The 19,099-nt window shown below is 60.6% G+C and carries 10 protein-coding genes; 8 read left to right on the top strand and 2 right to left on the bottom strand.

All coding sequences use genetic code 11. From position 1 onward, the window contains the following. Both ACKVY0_RS16155 and ACKVY0_RS16150 read right to left on the bottom strand, forming a co-directional pair. The gene (locus ACKVY0_RS16155) at positions 1 to 1,032 is read right to left on the bottom strand and encodes a PfkB family carbohydrate kinase (RefSeq protein WP_409215855.1); all 1,032 of its coding nucleotides are present in this window, start codon (positions 1,030 to 1,032) and stop codon (positions 1 to 3) included. Beyond that, positions 1,029 to 1,676: a bifunctional 4-hydroxy-2-oxoglutarate aldolase/2-dehydro-3-deoxy-phosphogluconate aldolase gene (locus ACKVY0_RS16150; RefSeq protein ID WP_409215854.1), complete on the bottom strand. Its 648-nt coding sequence runs from the start codon at positions 1,674 to 1,676 to the stop codon at positions 1,029 to 1,031. Before ACKVY0_RS16150 ends, ACKVY0_RS16155 begins: the two co-directional genes overlap by 4 nt. A 316-nt stretch (positions 1,677 to 1,992) precedes the next feature. On the opposite strand from ACKVY0_RS16150, the gene ACKVY0_RS16145 reads away from it, so the two are divergent. From ACKVY0_RS16145 to ACKVY0_RS16110, 8 genes are all read left to right on the top strand, one after another. Further along, positions 1,993 to 3,417: a DUF1501 domain-containing protein gene (locus tag ACKVY0_RS16145; protein WP_409215853.1), complete on the top strand. Its 1,425-nt coding sequence runs from the start codon at positions 1,993 to 1,995 to the stop codon at positions 3,415 to 3,417. Positions 3,418 to 3,449: 32 nt separating this feature from the next. Further along, the gene (locus ACKVY0_RS16140) at positions 3,450 to 4,826 is read left to right on the top strand and encodes a hypothetical protein (protein WP_409215852.1); all 1,377 of its coding nucleotides are present in this window, start codon (positions 3,450 to 3,452) and stop codon (positions 4,824 to 4,826) included. A gap of 83 nt (positions 4,827 to 4,909) precedes the next feature. After that, entirely contained in the window at positions 4,910 to 7,012 is a 2,103-nt protein-coding gene (locus tag ACKVY0_RS16135; protein ID WP_409215851.1) for an alpha/beta hydrolase family protein, read from the top strand. 13 nt (positions 7,013 to 7,025) lie between these two features. Next, positions 7,026 to 8,309 carry a sialidase family protein gene (locus ACKVY0_RS16130; protein ID WP_409215850.1) on the top strand — a complete coding sequence of 428 codons (1,284 nt, stop codon included), beginning with the start codon at positions 7,026 to 7,028 and terminating at the stop codon, positions 8,307 to 8,309. Between the two features lie 12 nt (positions 8,310 to 8,321). After that, positions 8,322 to 11,606 (top strand): hypothetical protein, encoded by a 3,285-nt coding sequence (locus tag ACKVY0_RS16125; protein ID WP_409215849.1) that lies wholly within the window; start codon positions 8,322 to 8,324, stop codon positions 11,604 to 11,606. 115 nt (positions 11,607 to 11,721) lie between these two features. Then, positions 11,722 to 13,014: an MFS transporter gene (locus tag ACKVY0_RS16120; protein ID WP_409215848.1), complete on the top strand. Its 1,293-nt coding sequence runs from the start codon at positions 11,722 to 11,724 to the stop codon at positions 13,012 to 13,014. A 28-nt stretch (positions 13,015 to 13,042) separates the two neighbouring features. Next, a complete protein-coding gene (locus ACKVY0_RS16115) occupies positions 13,043 to 16,039 on the top strand; it encodes a beta-galactosidase trimerization domain-containing protein (protein ID WP_409215847.1) in 2,997 nt (998 codons plus the stop codon). Further along, complete coding sequence (locus ACKVY0_RS16110; protein WP_409215846.1) at positions 16,036 to 19,080, top strand: hypothetical protein; 3,045 nt, start codon at positions 16,036 to 16,038, stop codon at positions 19,078 to 19,080. The genes ACKVY0_RS16115 and ACKVY0_RS16110 overlap by 4 nt, the downstream gene beginning before the upstream one ends. Positions 19,081 to 19,099: the final 19 nt, after the last annotated feature.

The raw sequence follows: 19,099 nt of genomic DNA, 5'->3' as shown, positions 1-19,099 counted from the left end.
TTAGCGGCTGACGCGGCCTGAAGCACCGCCTTGCATGAGCGATTCGATCTCTTCGCGGGTGCTGTAGTTGTAATCGCCTTCAATCGAGTGCGCGAGACAACCGGCAGCCGTCGCAAAGGTAATGGCGGTCTGGGGATCGGACTTTTGCAGGAAGGAAAAGACCAATCCAGCGGTAAAGGCGTCGCCCGCGCCGAGACGATCGACGACTTGGGTGATGGAATAAGGCGGTGCGGTGTGGAGCGTCTGAGTCGCGGCCTCGTAAAGAGTACCGCCGAAGCATTGCAGCGTGGCGCTGGAGCCATCGCGCACGGTCATGGCGACGTGCGTGAGGTTTGGAAACTGCCGCACGATCTGCGTGGCGAGAGCACGGTGATCGCCGGAGTTTTCGACGCCGAGCATCGCTGTGGCATCACTGGCACCGCCAACGAAGACGGTGACATGCGGCAGGAGCGTTTTCATCGTCTGCGTGGCGAGTTCACGGGCGGAGAGCGGCGGTTCCCAGCGCCAGAGCTTGGTGCGGTAGTTCATGTCGCACACGACTTGGATTTTTCGCCGTGCGGCTTCCTGCACGGCGATGAGCGCGACCTCGGCGGCGTTGCGCGAGATGGCGGGCGTGATGCCGGAGATGACGAAGCATTCGCAGCCGGCGAAGATCGCATTCCAGTCGTAAGCGGAGGCCAGAGTGATGGCCACGGAGGAGCCGTCGCGGTCGTAGATGACATTGCCGCCGCGCTGGTTGGCACCGTGTTCGAGGTAGTAGATGCCGAGTCGGCCGTCGGGCGTGCGCAGGATGTGTTTCGTCTCCACACCGAGGCTGCGCAGATCGGCCACGCAGGCATCGGCGATGGCATGCTGCGGCAAAGCAGTCACAAAGGCCGAGTCGATGCCGAGGTAGGCCAGCGAGGCCGCGATGCTGGCCTCCGCGCCTGCAAAGGTGACATTCACACTGCCCGGCATGGCCTGTTGAAAACGCGCGAAGCCCGGCGTGGCAAGGCGCATCATGATTTCGCCCAAAGCAACGACGCGGCTCATGGGCGGACTTGTCTGACGATGTCGGCGGCCTCACGCGCGAGCTTGGTGATCGCCGCCCAATCACCCTTGGCGATCAAATCCTTCGGCGCGAGCCACGAGCCGCCGAGCGCGAGCACCGAAGGCTCCTTCAAATACTGCGCCGCATTCGCCGGGCCGACGCCACCGAGAGGGATGAACTGCACGCCGAGATGCATGAACGGCGCGGAGATCGTGCGCAGATACGCGATACCACCACACGGCTCGGAAGGGAAGAACTTGAGCAGGCGGCATCCGGCCTCGATGGCCAGCTCGATGTCCGTCGGCGTGCAAACCCCAGGTGCGAACGGCAGGCCGATGCGTTTCGCCTCGGCGACGACACGCGGATTCATTCCTGGAGCCACACCGAAGCTCGCGCCCGCCTCCATGGCATCATTCACCTGCTGCGGCGTGAGGATGGTGCCCACGCCGACGGTCATCTCCGGCACCTCGGCGCGGATGCGGCGCAGCGATTCGAGCGCGGCGTCGGTACGCAACGTGAGTTCGATGCAATCGACGCCACCCGCGAGCAAGGCACGCGCCAGCGGCACCGCGTCGTCAGCACGGTCGATCATAAGCACGGCGATGACGCCGGTTTGGTGAAGGTGGCAGGTGAGCGATTGGGTCATTGCCTGAAGCAGGGCAGGAGTGGTGCTTTTGCAACTGGCATGTGCAACAGGTCGCTAATGATCTGCAGGCCTTGCGCTTGATTGCAGATGCGTTGTTAAGGTTCTTGTGTGTCCGCGTCAATCCCCGTGCCCCGAATAACAGTTTCTCACATTCTCAATCCCCAAAGCCCTCGAAGTGTTTGTCATTCGCCGTGGCGGCGGAGTGTGTGTCATGATGACGTTATAACCCATCGCTGGATTGCGGTCGGATTTACGCTGTGTTGGCGCTGTTCTCTTGGCGATAAACACAGGCGTCGTCGAGCGTAGCTCTTCACACATGTCCTCCCTCATTCAGCCCCCTTCTCTCGTGCGTTGCGCCGGTCCTATCTCGCGGCGGGGGTTCATGCAGTTCGGGTTGACCGGGATGGCGACGTTGAGCTGGCCGGGATTGCTCAAACTGCGCGCGGCGAACGCGGCGCTGCCGAAAGCGGAGCGCAAATCGATCATCATGGTGTGGCTGCCGGGCGGGCAGTCGCACATCGACACTTACGATCCGAAGCCGGACGCGAGCAGCGAGTATCGCGGGCCGTTCAAGACGATCAGCACAAAGGTGCCGGGCACGCATTTCACCGAGCTGCTGCCGATGAATGCGAAGATCGCGGACAAGTTCACGGTGCTGCGTTCCATGTATCAAAGCGCGGGCGGACATCCGGCGGGGACGATGCAGATGTTCTCCGGCGACACGGACACGCGCGACAAGCCGAAGCCAAGGCTGCCGGATTGGATGTCGGTGGCGCATTATCTACGAGCAAAAGAGGGCGGACGGGCGAATCCGTTGCCGAACTACATCGGTGTGCCCGCTGCATCGCCTGAATACTCGAGTCCAGCCTATCTGGGAGATGCTTTTGCGCCCTTTGCAGTGAGTGATGATCCCAATCGCCCCACGTTCCAAGTGCCAAACATCGGACTGGCCGATGAGTCGGAGAATCGCCGTCTCAGCGACCGCATCGTGCTGCGCAAGAGTCTCGACAAGATGGAGCGCGCGTTTGACCGCGAGGGCGAACTCGGCGCGCTCGATGAATTCGAATCCCAGGCGGCCACGCTGCTCACGAATCCGCAGACGCGTGATGCCTTTGACCTCAGCAAGGAAGATCCGGCAGTTCGGGATCGCTATGGGCGCAATCGCTGGGGGCAGCAGTTGCTGCTGGCGCGGCGTCTCGTCGAGTCGGGGGTGGAAATCGTCACCAGCAGCCTCAGCGGGCCGTTGTGTGGTCGCGTGAACAATTGGGACGACCACGCGGTGAACCAGCATCAATTTGAAGCGCTGCGTTTCCGCATGCCGACCTATGACCGCTGCGTCTCTGCGCTCATCGAGGACATCTATGCGCGTGGGCTCGACAAAAAAGTGCTCGTCGTCGTCACGGGCGAGTTTGGCCGCACGCCGAAGATCAGTTTCGACCGCAGCACCGGCGCGGGGGATGCCAGCGGCCCGACCGGCACGCTGCAACCGGGCCGCGATCACTGGCCGCGTGCCTTCACCAACATCTGGGCCGGCGGTGGCATCCAGACCGGCGGTATCATCGGTGCCAGCGACAAACGCGGCGAAGACGTGGTCGAGCGCCCCTGCAACGCCAGCGACTTCCTCGCCACGATCTACCACCATCTCGGCATCGACTACTCGAAGGTCACGCTCAACGACCTCAACGGTCGTCCGGTACACATCGTGGAGAACGGACGTGCGATTCCTGAGCTGATCGCGTGATGAGTTGACCAGACTGAGTGCGTAGAAGAGCCATGCAAATTCATCCGGCTCTTCCTCTCCTCGTGTTGTTGGCGTTTTTCTCCCTGGCTCACGCGCAGGAGGTCCAAGACGGCCAGTTCGCCGTCACCTCCAATTTGCGTGCAGGTGTGGCTAAAGTGGACATCACGCCAACGGATACCACAGCCATCAAGATCGTGGGGCATGTGCGGCAGGTCTCCGGTGTGCGCGATCCGTTGCGTGCGGGTGTTTTGATTCTCGATGATGGCGAGACGAAGGCCGCCATCGTGACGATGGACACCATCGGCGCATGGGAGGACATGGTGAAGCTCGCACGGCAGAACATCGAAAAAGAAACCGGCGTGCCAGCGGCGAACATCATGGTCTGTGCGTCGCACAATCACTCCGGGCCGGGCTATGTGGAAAATCTGCGCTGGGCATCGGAGTTGATCAAAAAGCTCACGGCAGCAGCCAAGGAAGCGGCAGGCAGCATGCGCACGGTGAACATCGGCTATGGCGAAGATCACATCGGCTTTGGCATCAACCGCCGCAAAACCATCGATGGCCGTGCGGTGGTGCGTTTGAATGCCGAAGGCCTGAACGACCCGCGCGTGAAAGTGCTGCGCTTCGACGACGGCAAGTCGCTCACACCGATGGCGGTGATGATGCATGCGGTGTGCCATCCGTGCTTTTTCACCTGGGGCGACAAGGGCACGCAGCCTTATCCCAAAGGCTATCCGAAGATGACGGCGGACTTTCCCGGCGAGGCGCAGACCTTTGTTGAGATGGTCTATGGTCAAAAGACCTCGGCGATGTTCATGCAAGGGTGCGCGGGCGACATCCGGCCGAATTTACCGGGCTATCCGTATCGCTGCGCCGATGAGGCGGACATTCAGTGGGCGGGCCGCGATCTCGGTGGTGCAGTCGCACGCGCGGCGGCGTTGAGCGTGACGCGCGAGCAGTTGCGCAAGCGCGCATCGTTTTATCAGATCCGTGTGGCGAGTGAAGTGGTCGATCTGCCCGGCAAAGAAGGCCTGGTGCCATCGGAACTGATGGCGATGAAGGTCGGTCCATTTCTGTTTTTGACGATGCCCGGTGAGCCGATGGTCGAATACGGCTTCAAACTGGAGCAGGCCATCGCGGATCGAGCCACGCCGATCATCGTGGGTTATTCAAACGGCAACATCGGCTACATCGCCACCGAAGATGCCTACAAGGTCGGTGGCTATGAGCCGAACATGTCCAAACTCAAACCCGAGGCCGAGCCGATCATCTTGAAACAGCTCGGCGTGCTCGCAGATCGCGTGGTTGGTGATGTGTTTGAATCGTTTTCAAAACATCCCAAAGACTTGGTGAAGCGCGAGGCGGAGGAAAAGGCTCGGCTGAAGTCCGTGCAGCCAAAGCAACCCTAGCTGCATGAGTCACACGGTCACCGAGTTCGCCTCGTAGCAGATGAATCGGCGACAATGATTCCGTTGCATTTGAATTCCATATCATGACAACCCAACCACCCACACCGAGACGAGAGTTCCTGCGCATCGTCGGCCTTGGCTTTGCGGGACCGGCGCTGCTGCCCCGTCTCGTGACCGGGCAGGCTGCGGCGGCTGATCCTGGGGCGAAGGCGGCGGCGGCGGCTCCATTTTTGGCACCGCTAAACCGGTTCCCACGAATGATGCAGGACTGGCTCATGCTGCGGGTGAATGAAATCGAATCCGAGGGGAATGCGCGTCGTGCGGCGCTGAAGACGAAGGCGGATGCGGAGGCTTATGTGGGGTGGGCGCGGGAGCGGATTCGCAAGTGCTTTGGGCCGGAGCCGGAGCGGACGCCGCTGCAGGCGCGGGTGACAGGCGTGCTGGAACGTGAGGGGTATCGCATCGAGAAGGTGATCTTTGAGAGTCGGCCTGGATTTATCGTCACGAGCAATCTGTATTTGCCGATGGGGCGCTCAGGACCGAGGCCGGCGGTGCTGGTGTGTTGCGGACACTCGGAGAACAGCAAGTGTGCGGAGGCCGAGAATGCGGTAGCGCAGGAGCTGGTGCATCAAGGCTATGTCGTGCTCGTGTTTGATCCGCCGGGACAGGGCGAGCGCTATCAGTATCTGGAGGCGAATGATGCGCTAAAGTCGCGCTACGGACATGCAACTTATGAACACGCGCAGGCAGGCAATCAGATGGTGCTCGTGGGCGAGACGAGCAGCGCGTGGTTTGTGTGGGACGGGGTGCGCGCGCTGGATTATCTGCTCACGCGACCCGAAGTGGACGCGCGGCACGTCGGCGTGACCGGCAACTCCGGCGGCGGCATGCAGACAACGTATCTGTGCGGCCTCGAGCCGCGTCTGACGATGGCGGCACCGTCTTGCTGGGTGACGACGATTCGGCGCAACGCGCAGAACGAACTGACGCAGGACACGGAACAGTGCCTGCCGCGCGTGCTCGCGTTTGGATTGGATCAAAGCGACTTCATCGCGGCCTTCGCCCCGAAGCCGGTCATGCTTCATGCGCAGGAGAGGGACTTCTTTGACGTGCGCGGCACCGAGGAGGCCTATGCGCGGCTGAAACAGCTCTACACGTTGCTCGGCAAGCCGGACAATATCCGGCTCCACATCGGGCCAGGCTACCATTCGTATCCGCGTGCGAATCGCGAGGCGACGTGTCGCCTGTTCAATGCCGCCGCCGGCATCGCAGCGGAGCCTGACGAGAAGCCGATCGTCATCGAGCAGGACGAGACGCTGTGGTGCACTGCGCGCGGCAATGTGGCCTTTGAGAAGTCGCGCACGCTGTTCAGCTTCACTCGGGAGAAGAGCGAAATGCTGGCCAGAACACGACCGGCGCTCGAAGGCGATGTCTTGCGCAAAGCCGTGCGAGCCGTGCTGAAGATGCCCGCTGTGAGCGGTGTGCCCGACTTTGCGATCCTGCGCAACGCGGGACGTGATCGCTACACGACGAAAGGCTACTGCACCTATGCGGTCACGACGGAGCCTGGTGTGGAGGCGATTGTAACGCGATTAATCGACGACAGGCTCATGTCGCGTCCGCCGCAGGGACTGAAGCGGGCGGTGCTTTATGTATCTCATCAGTCGGCGGATATGGAGCTGCGTGAGGAGCCGCTGGTGGCTGAATTGCTCAAGGCGGAGCAAAACGCCGCGTTCTATGCCTGCGATGTGCGCGGCATCGGTGAATCAAAACCTAGTCCGCTCGGGGCCGCTGCGCCGTTTGATAGCGACTATTTTTTCGCAGCGAACTGCCTCATGCTCGACCGACCATTGCTCGGGCAGAAGGTCTTCGATGTGCTGCGGGTGCTGGAGTGGCTTGCCGCCCAAGGACACGGCGAAGTGCATCTCGTTGCCAAAGGCTGGGGCGCGCTCGCCGCGACCTTTGCGGCCATGCTCGGCACCAACATCGCGCAGGTCACGCTGAAGCACGCGCTGCGCTCTTTTGCTGAAGTGGCGGAGGCAGAGGACTATCGCTGGCCATATGCGGCAATGCTGCCCGGCATGCTGCTGCAGTTTGATCTGGCAGACTGCTACAGGCTGCTGGCTTCAAAGAAGCTGAGGCAAATCGAGCCTTGGGGCGCGAAGGACGGACTCGGTGAAAAATGAAACACTCGCGCTTATGAAACTCCCACACGCCGTTTTCATCGCCTGCTTCATTGCGCTGGCACCACGTCCCGCAAATCTGCGCGCCGCCGAGCCAGCGATTCTCGATTACTCGATCAAGCTCGACACGATCACCTCGGGTTTCGATGGCAAAACGTGCTGGGTGGCTCCGCGAGTGGGCGTGGTCGCGGAAGCGAGCCCGAGTCTCGTCCTCACGATGCAAAAGCTGCTGCTGTCTGGCAGCGACATTTTTTTCGACATGAACGAGATGCGCTCCGAGGACATGGGCCGGACCTGGTCGAAGCCCGTCGAACACGCGACGCTCGGCAGGCGCAAGGAACCCGGCGGCATCGAGATCGTCATCGGCGACTTCACGACGAAGTGGCACGCGCGCACGGGCAAGCTGCTGGGAACCGGGCCGACGGTTCGTTACAAGAAGAACGCCGCTGGCGCGGAGGTGAAGATCAGCCAGAACGAGGCGTCATCGAGAACGGCGTGGTCGGTCTATGATCCGCGGCAGCGCACGTGGACGCCGTGGGAGATGATCGTCATGCCGGACACGCCCAAGTTCTTTTACGCAACCGTGGGCGCGAGCCAGCGCGTCGATCTGCCGGACGGACAAATCCTGCTGCCCTTCCATTTCAAGACCAGCGGCGAGAGTCCCTACCACACGGCGGTGATGCGTTGCTCCTTCGATGGCCGCAAGCTCGCGTATGTGGAGCATGGCGATGAGTTGTCGCGGCCCGAGGAGCCGGGCGTGGTTTACAAACTGCCCGGCGGCCGGCAGACGGGCGTCTTCGAGCCATCGCTGACGCGCCACCGCGGACGCTACTACCTGACCATGCGCAACGATCGCGCGGCCTATGTCGCCACCTCGGAGGACGGGCTTCATTTCGGGCCGGTCAGACGCTGGCGCTTCGACGACGGTGCGGATCTCGGCAGCCAGAACACGCAGCAGCACTGGGTGACGCACAGCGACGGACTGCTCCTCGTTTACACGCGGACGGGGGCGAACAATGATCATGTGTTCCGCCATCGTGCGCCGATCTTCATCGCGCAGGTGGATCCCGAGAAGCTGCAGGTGATCCGAAGCACGGAGCGCGTGCTCATCCCCGAACGCGGCGCCGGCCTCGGCAACAGCTATGGCGTGACCGAGGTGAGCGAGAACGAGACGTGGGTTACCACCGCCGAGTGGATGCAAGGCCCGAAGGGAATCCTGCCGCCGGGGAACTCCTACGGCTCGGACAACAGTGTCTATGCTGCGCGCATCCTGTGGAAGACGCCCAACCAAGAAAAGTGAGAACCTGACTGCATGATGAAGCAACTCCTCCTCGCCTCGCTGCTGCTCCTCGCGCCGTGTTTGCATGGCGCACATTACTTTGTCACCAAGCAAGGCAGCGACAGCAACTCCGGCACCTCTCGCGCTGCGGCGAAGGCGAGCATTCAGAAGGCGGTCGATGTGTTGCAGCCCGGCGACACGCTGACCATCGGCCCGGGAGAATATCATGAGGCGATCAAGCGCGCCGACCTCGGCAGTCTCGACAAGGAGACGATCATCCGCGCGGAGATTCCGGGCACGGTGCTGCTGCGCGGCGATGTGCCGGCACCGGCATTTCGTCCTCTCGCGGGACATCGGTTTGTTTATGAAGCCGACTTCGATTTCAAAGGCGACGTACCCGTGGTGAATGAGATCGACACGCTCACCATTTTGAAACGAATGCCGAACAGCTCCGAGCTGGAGTTCATCCCTGGCACCTTTTCCCACGATCCGGCGGCGGGAAAAATCTATGTCTCCAGCTCCGACTACAAGCCCGAGACGGAGCATCGCTACAGCGTGTCGGTGATCCCCATGACCGGCGTGCAACTGCTGCGGCCGCGCCGGGTGGTGATCGAGGGTATCGCCGTGACCGGCTTCAGCGCGATGGGTCTCGTGCATTATCGCGAGGAAACCGCTGGCGGCGTGTGGGGCATCTTCATCGTGCATGGCAAGGATTGCGTGATCCGCGATTGCCGCGCCTACCTGAATGCCTGGGGCATCGGTATGCAATCAGGGCCTCCTGGCAGTGGTGACAACGTCATCGAGCGCTGCGTCGCATGGGCCAACAAATCCGCCTTTGCGAATGGCGACATGGGCGGCATCACGGTCTTCGCGGCACGTCGCGATGTGATCCGCGACTCGACCGCTTTCCTCAACGGCATGTATGGCATCAACATCTATGGCACCGGCGGCGCGGCACCGAACTACAAGGACGATGGCGGCAACGAGCCGAAGAACCGCAGCCTGCTCGCGAACAATCTCGCCTGGGGCAACGAGACCGCCGATCTCAAGATCAAGACCGGCTACGAGTATCATCACCTCGTGCGTGGCAGCCTGGGTGCGGGTTTGTGCAGCATGACGCACGTCGAGCAGTGCCTGATGGGCCGCGTGGTCGGCGGCAAAAACGACACGCGGATCAACAACGTGCTCCTCAGCGAGCACGCAGAGCTCGATTTGAACCAGGAGTTCGCTGATCCCGCGCACCACGACTATCACCTGCAAGCGACCTCGAAGTTCCGCCGCACAGACAGCGGCCCGTTCGCATACGCGCCCAATATCTTCTACGTGAGCACCACAGGCGACGATAAAGCCGATGGCCTCGCAATGACGAGCGCCTGGAAAACCTTGGCGCGTGCCGTGATCAATCTGCGCGCAGGCGACACCCTCTATTTGGAGCCGGGTGAATATGGGGCGGACGTGGAAGTGCATGCGGCAGGCACGCAGGCAGCGCCAATCTCCCTGCGCGGTCGTGGCACCGGCGACGTGGTGCTGAAGGGGGAGCTTCGGGTCAGCGACAGCCGCTATGTGAACTTCGAGCGCTTGCGCTTGCGCGATTGCATTCGCGTGGACAAGTCCACCAACGTTTGCATCGAGCAGTGTGAACTCACCGCAGCGAGCATCCATGGCGTCGCTGGCTGCAACGTGTCGCACTGTCACTTCACTGCTGATTTGTCATTGATCGAGTGCTCCCACATCGAACTGCGCGGCAACCTGTTCAGCGGCATCGTGCGCATGGACCATGCAGCCACGCTGAGCTACTCGAACTACAACGGCTATCGCAGCGCCAACACCGCGTGGGAAGTCGGCGGCACGCGCCAAACCTTGGCCGAGGTGCAGACGCGGCATGATCAGCAATCGCAAGCCCTGGCGAGCAGCACCAGCATCTCCGCAGGCGGACCCTTCGGCACCCCCATCGGCCCGTATCAGCATGGCCCGCGCCGCAAGGAAATGCGCATGGTCGTTGCCCCCGTCGTGCATTCCGTCAGCGCCACCACCGCCAATATCGAATGGATGACCTCACAGCCGGCCACCTGCCAGCTCGCATGGGGCGAGACTCCCGCGTGCGAGCATGTCCTCAGCTTCAACGTCAACTGCTTCGGCACCTACAGCCTCACCGGACTGAAGCCCAATCAGCGCTATCACTTTCGCATCAAGCAGATCGCCACTCCGGGCGACATGCTGCCGAAGACCGATCCGCAAAGCGTGGAACTCAACGATACGCCCATCGCCTTCACCACGTCCGCGCAGAATGCAGCACCAGTGACGTACTTTGTCGCCAACGATGGCGACGACACGCGCACGGGATTGGACCGGCAGCAGGCATGGAAAACGATCCGTAAAGCCGCCGCGAAGGTGAACGTCGGCGACACCGTCTTGATCGCTGGCGGCAAATATTTCGAGCGTGTGCGCCTGCGTGCAACCGGTGAGGCGGGCCGGCCGATCACCTTCCGCTGCATGCCCGGCGAGCGCGTCGAGATGAATGGCAACGACATGGCGCTGAACACCGCGTTCGTCGCGGGCGGGAAGAGTTATCTGAAGTTCGATGGACTCTACTTTGCCGGCTTCAATCTCTTTCCAAACGACAGTTGGAACCTCACGAACTGCGGCGAATTTCATCTCTACATGGGCCGCGACATCGAGATCACCCGCTGCTTTTCCGAAGGTCGCGGCGGCTACTCAGCCGTCCCGGTGTCGGCGCATTTTGTTGAGAACCTCACACTGCAAAACTGCGTCAACACCTTCAAGTTTGGCGGCATGTATTCGTGGCGCTGCCCCAATCTGCGTATCGTCAACTGCGTGACCGTCGCGCCGATGTTCCAGGCCTTTGTGCACCGCAACGAGAAAAAACAAATGGCGACGATGGAAAACTGCATCTTCACCGACATGCTGGAGAAGAAGGCCAAGCTCAACATCGGCCTGCTCTGCTGCGACGGCGAAATTGAGTCGTTTTTCCATCGCAACAACTGCTACTTCCTGCGCGACTGCATTCCGTTGGAGCAGCGCGCTCTCGATGGCAGCAAGCCGGTCGGCCAGCTAACCGAGCATGTCTTCGATCCGCTCTTCGCCGATCCCCAGTTCGCAGGCGATCCCGGGGTCAAAGGCAACCCCGCTGACAAATCAGGCCACGGACCGGACCGCATGATGGACGCCACGTTCAAAGCGGACTTCGATGCCTTCTTCACCACCAACCCGGAACTCATCAAGCGCGGCATCGGCCTGCAACCGGAGGCGTTCAAGGACTTCCATTTTAACCAACCAGCCGCAGGCACCCGGCCATGAAGCACCTCACTCCATTGCCTCAAGGTGTCCGCCCCGGCAATTCAGGAACACGCAACACCTAAAAAATCATGTCATCGAAATCAAGGAGATGCCGTTCCGTTCTCCCGCACTCCTCATGAACGCTCCAGCACGGCCCACCACCATTCGGCATCGCATCATCGGCGTCACGATGCTGATGGCGTTCATCCTGTATCTCGACCGCATCTGCATGGGCGAGATCGTGAAGTCGATGTCGTTCAACAAGGATCTCGCGCTGTCGCAGGAGCAGATCGGCAGCATCCTCAGCGCGTTCTTCTTCACCTACGCTTTGTTTCAAGTGCCCGCTGGCTGGGCGAGTGATCGTTTCGGTGCGCGGCCCATGCTGACGCTCTACATCGTGCTGTGGTCGCTTTGCACCATGCTCACAGGTTTCATGACGGGCTTTGCCGGACTGCTCATCGCGCGGCTGCTCTGTGGCATTGCAGAGTCGGGTGCCTATCCCACGTCGATGGCTTTGGTCCGCAAATGGATTCCACTTACCGGTCGTGCGCGTGCCAGCGGCATGGTGGCGCTCGGGGGGCGCATCGGCGGCACGCTGGCACCGTTTTTGACGATCTGGATGATCGTGACGATGGGAAACTGGCGCACCTCGTTATGGATTGATGGTGCGGTCGGCCTCATCATCGCGCTGGTGTTTTGGAAAACGGTGTGCTCGAATCCTCAGGAGCATCCGCAGGTGAATGCGGCGGAACTTGCACTCATCGGCAGACCGGAGATCGAGAAGCCCCTGAGTGCGCGTGAACTCAAAAGCGCGCTGTGGAGCTTCAGCAAAAGCACCAGCTTGTGGTGCAACTCCGCCGCTCAGATGCTGCAAAACATCGGCTGGGGCTTCCTCGTGACATGGCTGCCAACTTACCTCGTCAAAGAGCGCGGCGTGGGCGAGATCGAAGGCGGCAAGATGCTCACCTATGTGCTCGCGTTCGGCATGGCGGGCCAGATCGCCGGTGGTTACTACTGCGACTGGGCCACGCGACGTTTTGGCCTGCGAGCGGGCCGCTTGCTGCCCATGACCAGCTCCATGTTCGTCTGCGCGGCGGCCTACATCTGCTGCCCGTTCGTCGAATCCACCTGGATGCTCGTTGCCTGCTGCGCCGTCGTTTCTTTCTGCACCGATCTCGCCAATCCCGCCGTGTGGTCCTTCATGGGCGATGTCGGCGGACGCGCCACCGCAGCCGCCGGAGGCTGGGGCAACATGTGGGGCAACTTCGGCGCCAGCGCGGGAGCCCTGCTCGTGCCTTGGCTCATGAAAATCGGCGGTGGCGACGGCAAAACACTCGTCTTCTTCACGCTCGCCGGTGCCTTCGTTCTGGCGGGTCTCATCATCCTGCCAATGGATGCGACGAAGAAGCTTATCGCCGATGAACCTTGAAGCTTGATAAGGCCCAACCACTCTCTCCATGACCTCAAAACTCCACGCTTCGATCTCTTTGGCATTGTTGTTCGCGTCCATCGTTTCAGCGGGTGAAGTCTTCATCGAAGCGGAGTCATTCAAAACAACGGGAGGATGGACCATCATTGAAGGAGCGGAGGCGAAGGCGGCTTCGGGGCTGGCGATGCTCGGTGGTGCTGGCGATGCGAAGGATGGCATCGCGACGACGACGGTGAGCATCAAGGACGCTGGGCATTATCATTTGTGGGTGCGCTACAGCAGTCATCCGAAGTGGCGTGGGCCGTTTCATGTCACGGCGATGACGGGAGAGCGTGTGCTGGGTGATGCGCTGTTCGATACGGAATTTGCAGGCCAACGCACGAAGCCAGATCCAGTTTGGAAGTCTTTTGAACTCGATCTGCCGGAGGGCGAGGTGACGTTAAAGCTTGGCAAGCACCAGAACCTCAACTCAGGCGGTGCGTCGCGGCAGATTGATTGCCTGCTTCTCACCATGGATGGCAAACTGGTGCCCAATCATTTGCACTTCGGTGCGCAGACTTTTGTGCGAGTCACGTTGGGTGCGGGTTACGAGAAGCCAGCCTACATACACATCTTCGCGGATCACTTTCATGCGCCTTGGTATGATCATTACTCCCTGGGGCGCATAGGTGCGGTGGCGAGTGTGACCGTCAAAAAACAAGACTTCCTAAAGTCCGGCGAGAGCACGGCGTGGTGCAACCTCACGCCCACGATCTACCAGGACTCCGGCGCGATGCTGCACGTCACGGCGCGGCACGCCTACACTGAGTATGCCGAGAGTTTGCGGGCTACGTTCGAGTTTGCCACCGCGCCTGATGAGAAGGCCATCGTGCGCACGATGAAGTTTGATAACAAACCCGGCACCGTGGGCATCTTCATGCCGCCGAATCTGCTCACGGCAGAGAACTTGGCCTTGATGAAAACGGATGCGGAGATCGCCGAGGCCACTGGCAAGCTGGCGGATGCACATGCGTGGCCGACTCACGGTAAGCCATTGTCGAAGTTCCCCTTCTTCGTGAGCGCCAACATCGACAACAGCTTCACGCCACCCAGTGAAGCGGTGAGAGCACGCGAGCAGAAGACCCTCGACTACTTTGGCTTCACCTCGAGCCATCTGCGACACATCGGCGGTGCGTGGCTGATGAAGGACAAGTCGTTCTGCAGTCCTGATATCGAGAAGATGCGCGCCAAGCTTCAGCAAGCGGCAGCAGGTTTCAAAAAGGAGGGCGGCAAGGTCGAAGACATCGTTTTTTGCGAGCTGACGGATGAACCCACGGGTCAACCGCTCGACTTCATCTCAAAGGAGCCGTCCTACGCGGAGCCGTTTAGAGCGTGGTTGAAGAAGCTGGGCAAAACACCTGCTGATTTGCTGGTGAAGGACTGGGACGCCGTGAAGATCGTCACGCGCGAGCAACGTGCCGAGTCGCCAGCGCTCTACTATTACTCGCAGCGCTTCCGCACGCGGGCTTTGGGCGATTTCATGGCCACGCAGGGCGCGATGGCGAAGGAGATCTATGGCGGCGACTTTCCTGTGTTGGCCAATTTCAGCGATGGCGCGGTGTATGGCGCTAACTTTTACATCCAGGGCGTGGATTACTTCGAGCTTCTCGATTCACCGGATCAAAACGCCATCTGGGGCGAGGATTGGGCGAATGGATCGTCATCGTATCAATGCGCCTCTTTCAACATCGACCTCATGCGTGCGGCCACACGCGAGCGCGGACAGATCATTGCTCATCACCTCGTCTCCCACGCGAATCGCAAGGCCTGGGACATCAAACTGAAGGCGACGAGTGAGGTGGCTCGAGGCGTGAAGATCTTCAATAACTTCAGCTACGGTCCCACGTGGGCCACGCATGAGGGCGGGCCGTATTGGCGCTCGCATGTGTGGCAGGGCAAACCTGAGACTTGGACGGCCAATGCAGCGATCACACGCGAGATCGGTGCGGTGGAGGACATCGTGCTCAGTGCCATGCCAGCGCCCGCCAAGGTCGCGCTGCTCTACAGCACCGCGAGTGACGTGTGGACGGTGGAGGAAACCAACGCGTATGGCTTTGACCGCATGCACACCTGGATGGCGCTCTCTCACGCGCAAATGCCCGTGGACATCATCTCTGAGCAACAAGCGGAACGTGACATGCTCGATTCCTATCGCGTCTGCTACCTCAGCGGCCCCAATCTCACCATCGCCGCCGCCACGAAGCTCAAGCAGTGGGTGAAAGCCGGCGGCACGCTCTGGCTCACTGCCGGTGCCGCATCGCGCGATGAGTTCAATCGCCCATTGCACGTGCTGGACGATATTTTGCCCGCCACTCGCAGTGAAGTGATGCCCTTGCAGGCCTTTGTGGCATCGGGGCGCTATTTGAACACCCTCGCAGCCAAAGACGAAGTCCAATGGGAAGGCGGTAAGGCGTCTGTGCTCGCGATCAAGCAGCCACTGACTGCCAACGCTGGCTCCACCACGCTCGCCAAGCACAAAGACGGCAGCGCAGCGATGGTGCGCGGCAGCGCAGGCCAAGGACAGATCACCTGCTGCGGTTTCCTGCCTGCACTGAGCTACATCAAGTCTGCACTCGATGCCCGCGCGGCGTTGCAAAAGAAGATCGATGACAAAACCACCCTCACCGCAGACGAGCAGCATGAGGCCAAACTCATCGAGCGCAGCTACAACCCCTGGAAATTCCCCTCCGACCTGCGCGACATCATTCTCACGCCCACGGCGAAAATCACGAAGCCAATCCTCTGCGATCACGCCCTCGTTGATGCCGTGTTCATGCCGCATGAGAAGGGAATCGTCATCCCACTCGCCAACTACACACTGGAGCCGATCCAGAAGCTCACGCTCACGATCAATGTGCCACGCACGATTGCCAAAGCTGAGTCAGCGACTCACGGCGAGATCGGCTTCAAGCAAACAACACCCACGACCGTCGTGTTGTCGCTGCCGCTCGATAACAATGACTTTGTGAAGCTGCTGTTCCCATGAAACTCTTGAACATCATCATCGGCCCACTCTTCATCTGCGCGCTCCTGCATGCAGCTGACCCGCTACAACCGCGCAAAGGTGAAGTGCCTGCGTCGGGGCTTTATGTGCCGGTGAGCTTGGATGGCTATGCGAGTGACAAATCGGGTGCTGGATTTGCCGAATCGCATGTCACGGTGGCAAATGTGCCTTTTGATCTCGTGACAAAGGCAGGAGCGGACAACTTCTTCTTGAAGTCAGCGGCATGGCCGGACTGGAAGGAAGACCCGAGTAAATACACCGCCGACTATGACAAGGGGCCTGCAGTGGCGGGTGATCCGCAGCGGCCGATGTTCAAGGTGCCGGTCGCGGATTACAGCGCGGTGTATTTGCTGGCGGCTTGCGACAATGACCGAGCGCTGTCGAATGTGGTGAGCTTTCGCATCGGCGCGATGGATGGAGCGCGGCGGGTGACGCTGCATGATTTCTCGGTCAAAGTGCCGCGCTTTGATGAAGCCAAGGCTGCAGGGATCAGCACAATCATTGCGACACCCGCAGGGAATGTGTTCTTGATCAAAGTGCCGCTGGGTTTGGCCATGGCACAGGATTTCACGGATGAATGGGCGCTGGATGTGGAGGTGACCAAGGAACTGCAACTCGCGGTGCGTGCGCCTGATCCCTGTCGCTTCAATTACCGGCCCATCGGTCCGCCGAGTGGTGTGCATGTGTTTGGCATGACCTTCGCACGCTCTCCGGTGCAGATGAAAGTGACGAGCGATGAAGTCGGTCACGTGTTTGTGGAGCCGCAAAAGGCTACGTTTCATGTCGATCTGCGCGGGGTGGGACGAGTGAACAACAAGCTGACGCTCGAAGCCACGGCGACCGCTTTCGATGGCGAGACGGTCACGGCGACCACCGAGGAGTTTGAGATGGCGGTGGGTGTGCAGTTGCGCAAACACATGACGCTGCCAGTGAAGCGTCGTGGCTATCACGAAGTGCGCATCCGGCTCATGAATGGCCGCACGGAGGTGCTGCGGCGTGAGACGACCTTTGCCATGCTGCCGACGGACACGCGCAAGCATCGCGATGAGTCGCCCTTTGGCACCTGGGACTTCGGCGGAGCGCACTTCACGCCGAGCGATCCTGATCTTGTCGGCCCGCTCTATGTGAAGGCGGGCTTGCGCTATGGTATGTTCAACTACAGCGCGGAGGCGCGGAAGAAATACGGCGTGCTGAACGGTCACGAGTCCAAGAGCGCCGACCTGCTCGCGAAAAAGACGGCCGATGACCCGCTGATGCCGCAGAACGTGCTCATCTTCCACGAGCACGCCATCAGCGGCCCGCACATCATCCGCACTCCGGATGTTTTCACCGGTCGTCCAGCCTATAAGATGGATGTCACGGAGCAGACGAAGTTTGATGCGATGTGGAAGGAAGCGCTCGACATCGCCAAGGCTACGCGAGCGCAGTTTCCGCAGGCCAAGCTCGCCTTTGGCAATGGGAATCCGCATCTCATGGAGGAGTTCGCGCGGCACAAGTTCCCGGCGGAGTTATTCGACTCACGCGGCAACGAAGCCGGCAGTTTCATGCGCATGCCGGAGACGCAGCCGCTTGATTTCGTGGCGAACAACGCCAGCCTCTGGATGGATCGCCAAATCCTCGATCACTACGGCTACAAGGACAAGCCCATCACCCAATGCTACGAGGTCTGCTACCCCAGCACGAACCCCGGCAATCTCTCGCTCAAGACGCAAGCCAGCTACTACGTGCGGCACATGATCCACTCGCTTGTGTGGGGCATTCCTGTCATTCGTCCGTCGTGCATCTGCGATGTGGGCAACTCCTATCAGTTCAGCAACTGGGGCTCCTGCGGCCTCTGCTTTGCCAAGCCCGAGCTTTCGCCCAAACCCTCGTATGTCGCGATGGCAACGCTCACTCGACAACTTGATGGTGCGAAGTTTAGCCGTGTGATCGAGACCGGATCGCCGGTGGTCTATGCAGTGGAGTTTGCGAAGAGGGAAGGTGGTTTTGTGACGGTGGCTTGGACGTTGCGGGGTGAGCAATGGATCAAGTGCCCAAATGTGGCCACTGCGCTGGACGTCATGGGGAACGATCTTCTCACCAGCGACATCAGAACCACGCGCATGACGATATCGCTCAGCAGTGGAAATGCGATCGCTGCGCAGACGACCGTCGCATTAACTCCCGACCCCGTGTTCATCTTGGGCGAAGGTCCTCTGGGGCGCGTCGAACTGGCCAAGAGCCAACGCCCGGGCGATGGTGACACTGCCACCACAAAACGCCCGGTTGCTCCTCAAAGCCCAAAGCCGGTGGTGATTTCCTCGCTCGCCGAGCTCACCGAGTGGCAGATCGAATCCGAGCCGAACACCGAGCTTGAATGGTTCAACTTCGAGTGCCCACGCCGCAAAGGGGACTTCGAGTTCGTGGAGGTGGCTGAGTTTGAAGGCGAGAAGCAAGTGCTCAGCGTGAAGCCAAAGCTGCCCGTCGCAGGTTCGCCGCACTTGCCGATGTATTCGGAGCTGAGCTTGAGGAAGCCCATCGAACTTCCCGGCAAGCCCACCGAGATCGGCCTCATGGTGAACGGCAACGGCGGCTGGGGTCGCATCATTTTCGAACTCACCGATGCCAGCGGCCAGCGCTGGACCAGCATTGGAGCCGCGATGAAGGGCGAGGCCACGCGTTGGATGGCGGATTGGATGAGCGAGAAGGAACTCGCTGCGATGAAGACCATGAAGGTCAGCGATTGGAACACCAACGACGTCTGGCAACGCAGTCGCATCAACTTCGAAGGCTGGCGTTACCTGAAGTTCCCGCTCCCCGGTCAATACGACGGCGAAGGCTACCATTGGCCCGCCAACTGCAATTGGAAGTCCACTGGAGACGGCGTGGTGAAGTATCCGCTGAGGTTCACCAAGCTCATCATCGAATTGCCCGAGAAGGTGCTCTACCTGAACAAGATGATCGCCGTCCCCCGAGCCGAGGTGTATTTGAAAGGCCTGCAAGTAACCTATGAATCACCCAACAAAGTTTTCGCCGCCCCATAGCGTGGCATAGGCTTTCCAG

The organism is Prosthecobacter sp., from assembly GCF_046154365.1.
In the GTDB taxonomy this organism is placed as follows: Bacteria; Verrucomicrobiota; Verrucomicrobiia; order Verrucomicrobiales; family Verrucomicrobiaceae; genus Prosthecobacter.
Note: the sequence above shows the minus strand (reverse complement) of the source record. Positions and strands in the feature narration are given on the sequence as shown.

Excerpts from the sequence above, each read along its gene's own strand:
- ACKVY0_RS16140 (WP_409215852.1), top strand. The coding sequence starts at position 3,450 with ATGCAAATTCATCCGGCTCTTCCTCTCCTCGTGTTGTTGGCGTTTTTC.
- ACKVY0_RS16150 (WP_409215854.1), bottom strand. The coding sequence starts at position 1,676 with ATGACCCAATCGCTCACCTGCCACCTTCACCAAACCGGCGTCATCGCC.
- ACKVY0_RS16130 (WP_409215850.1), top strand. The coding sequence starts at position 7,026 with ATGAAACTCCCACACGCCGTTTTCATCGCCTGCTTCATTGCGCTGGCA.
- ACKVY0_RS16145 (WP_409215853.1), top strand. The coding sequence starts at position 1,993 with ATGTCCTCCCTCATTCAGCCCCCTTCTCTCGTGCGTTGCGCCGGTCCT.
- ACKVY0_RS16125 (WP_409215849.1), top strand. The coding sequence starts at position 8,322 with ATGATGAAGCAACTCCTCCTCGCCTCGCTGCTGCTCCTCGCGCCGTGT.
- ACKVY0_RS16115 (WP_409215847.1), top strand. The coding sequence starts at position 13,043 with ATGACCTCAAAACTCCACGCTTCGATCTCTTTGGCATTGTTGTTCGCG.
- ACKVY0_RS16155 (WP_409215855.1), bottom strand. The coding sequence starts at position 1,032 with ATGAGCCGCGTCGTTGCTTTGGGCGAAATCATGATGCGCCTTGCCACG.
- ACKVY0_RS16135 (WP_409215851.1), top strand. The coding sequence starts at position 4,910 with ATGACAACCCAACCACCCACACCGAGACGAGAGTTCCTGCGCATCGTC.
- ACKVY0_RS16110 (WP_409215846.1), top strand. The coding sequence starts at position 16,036 with ATGAAACTCTTGAACATCATCATCGGCCCACTCTTCATCTGCGCGCTC.
- ACKVY0_RS16120 (WP_409215848.1), top strand. The coding sequence starts at position 11,722 with ATGAACGCTCCAGCACGGCCCACCACCATTCGGCATCGCATCATCGGC.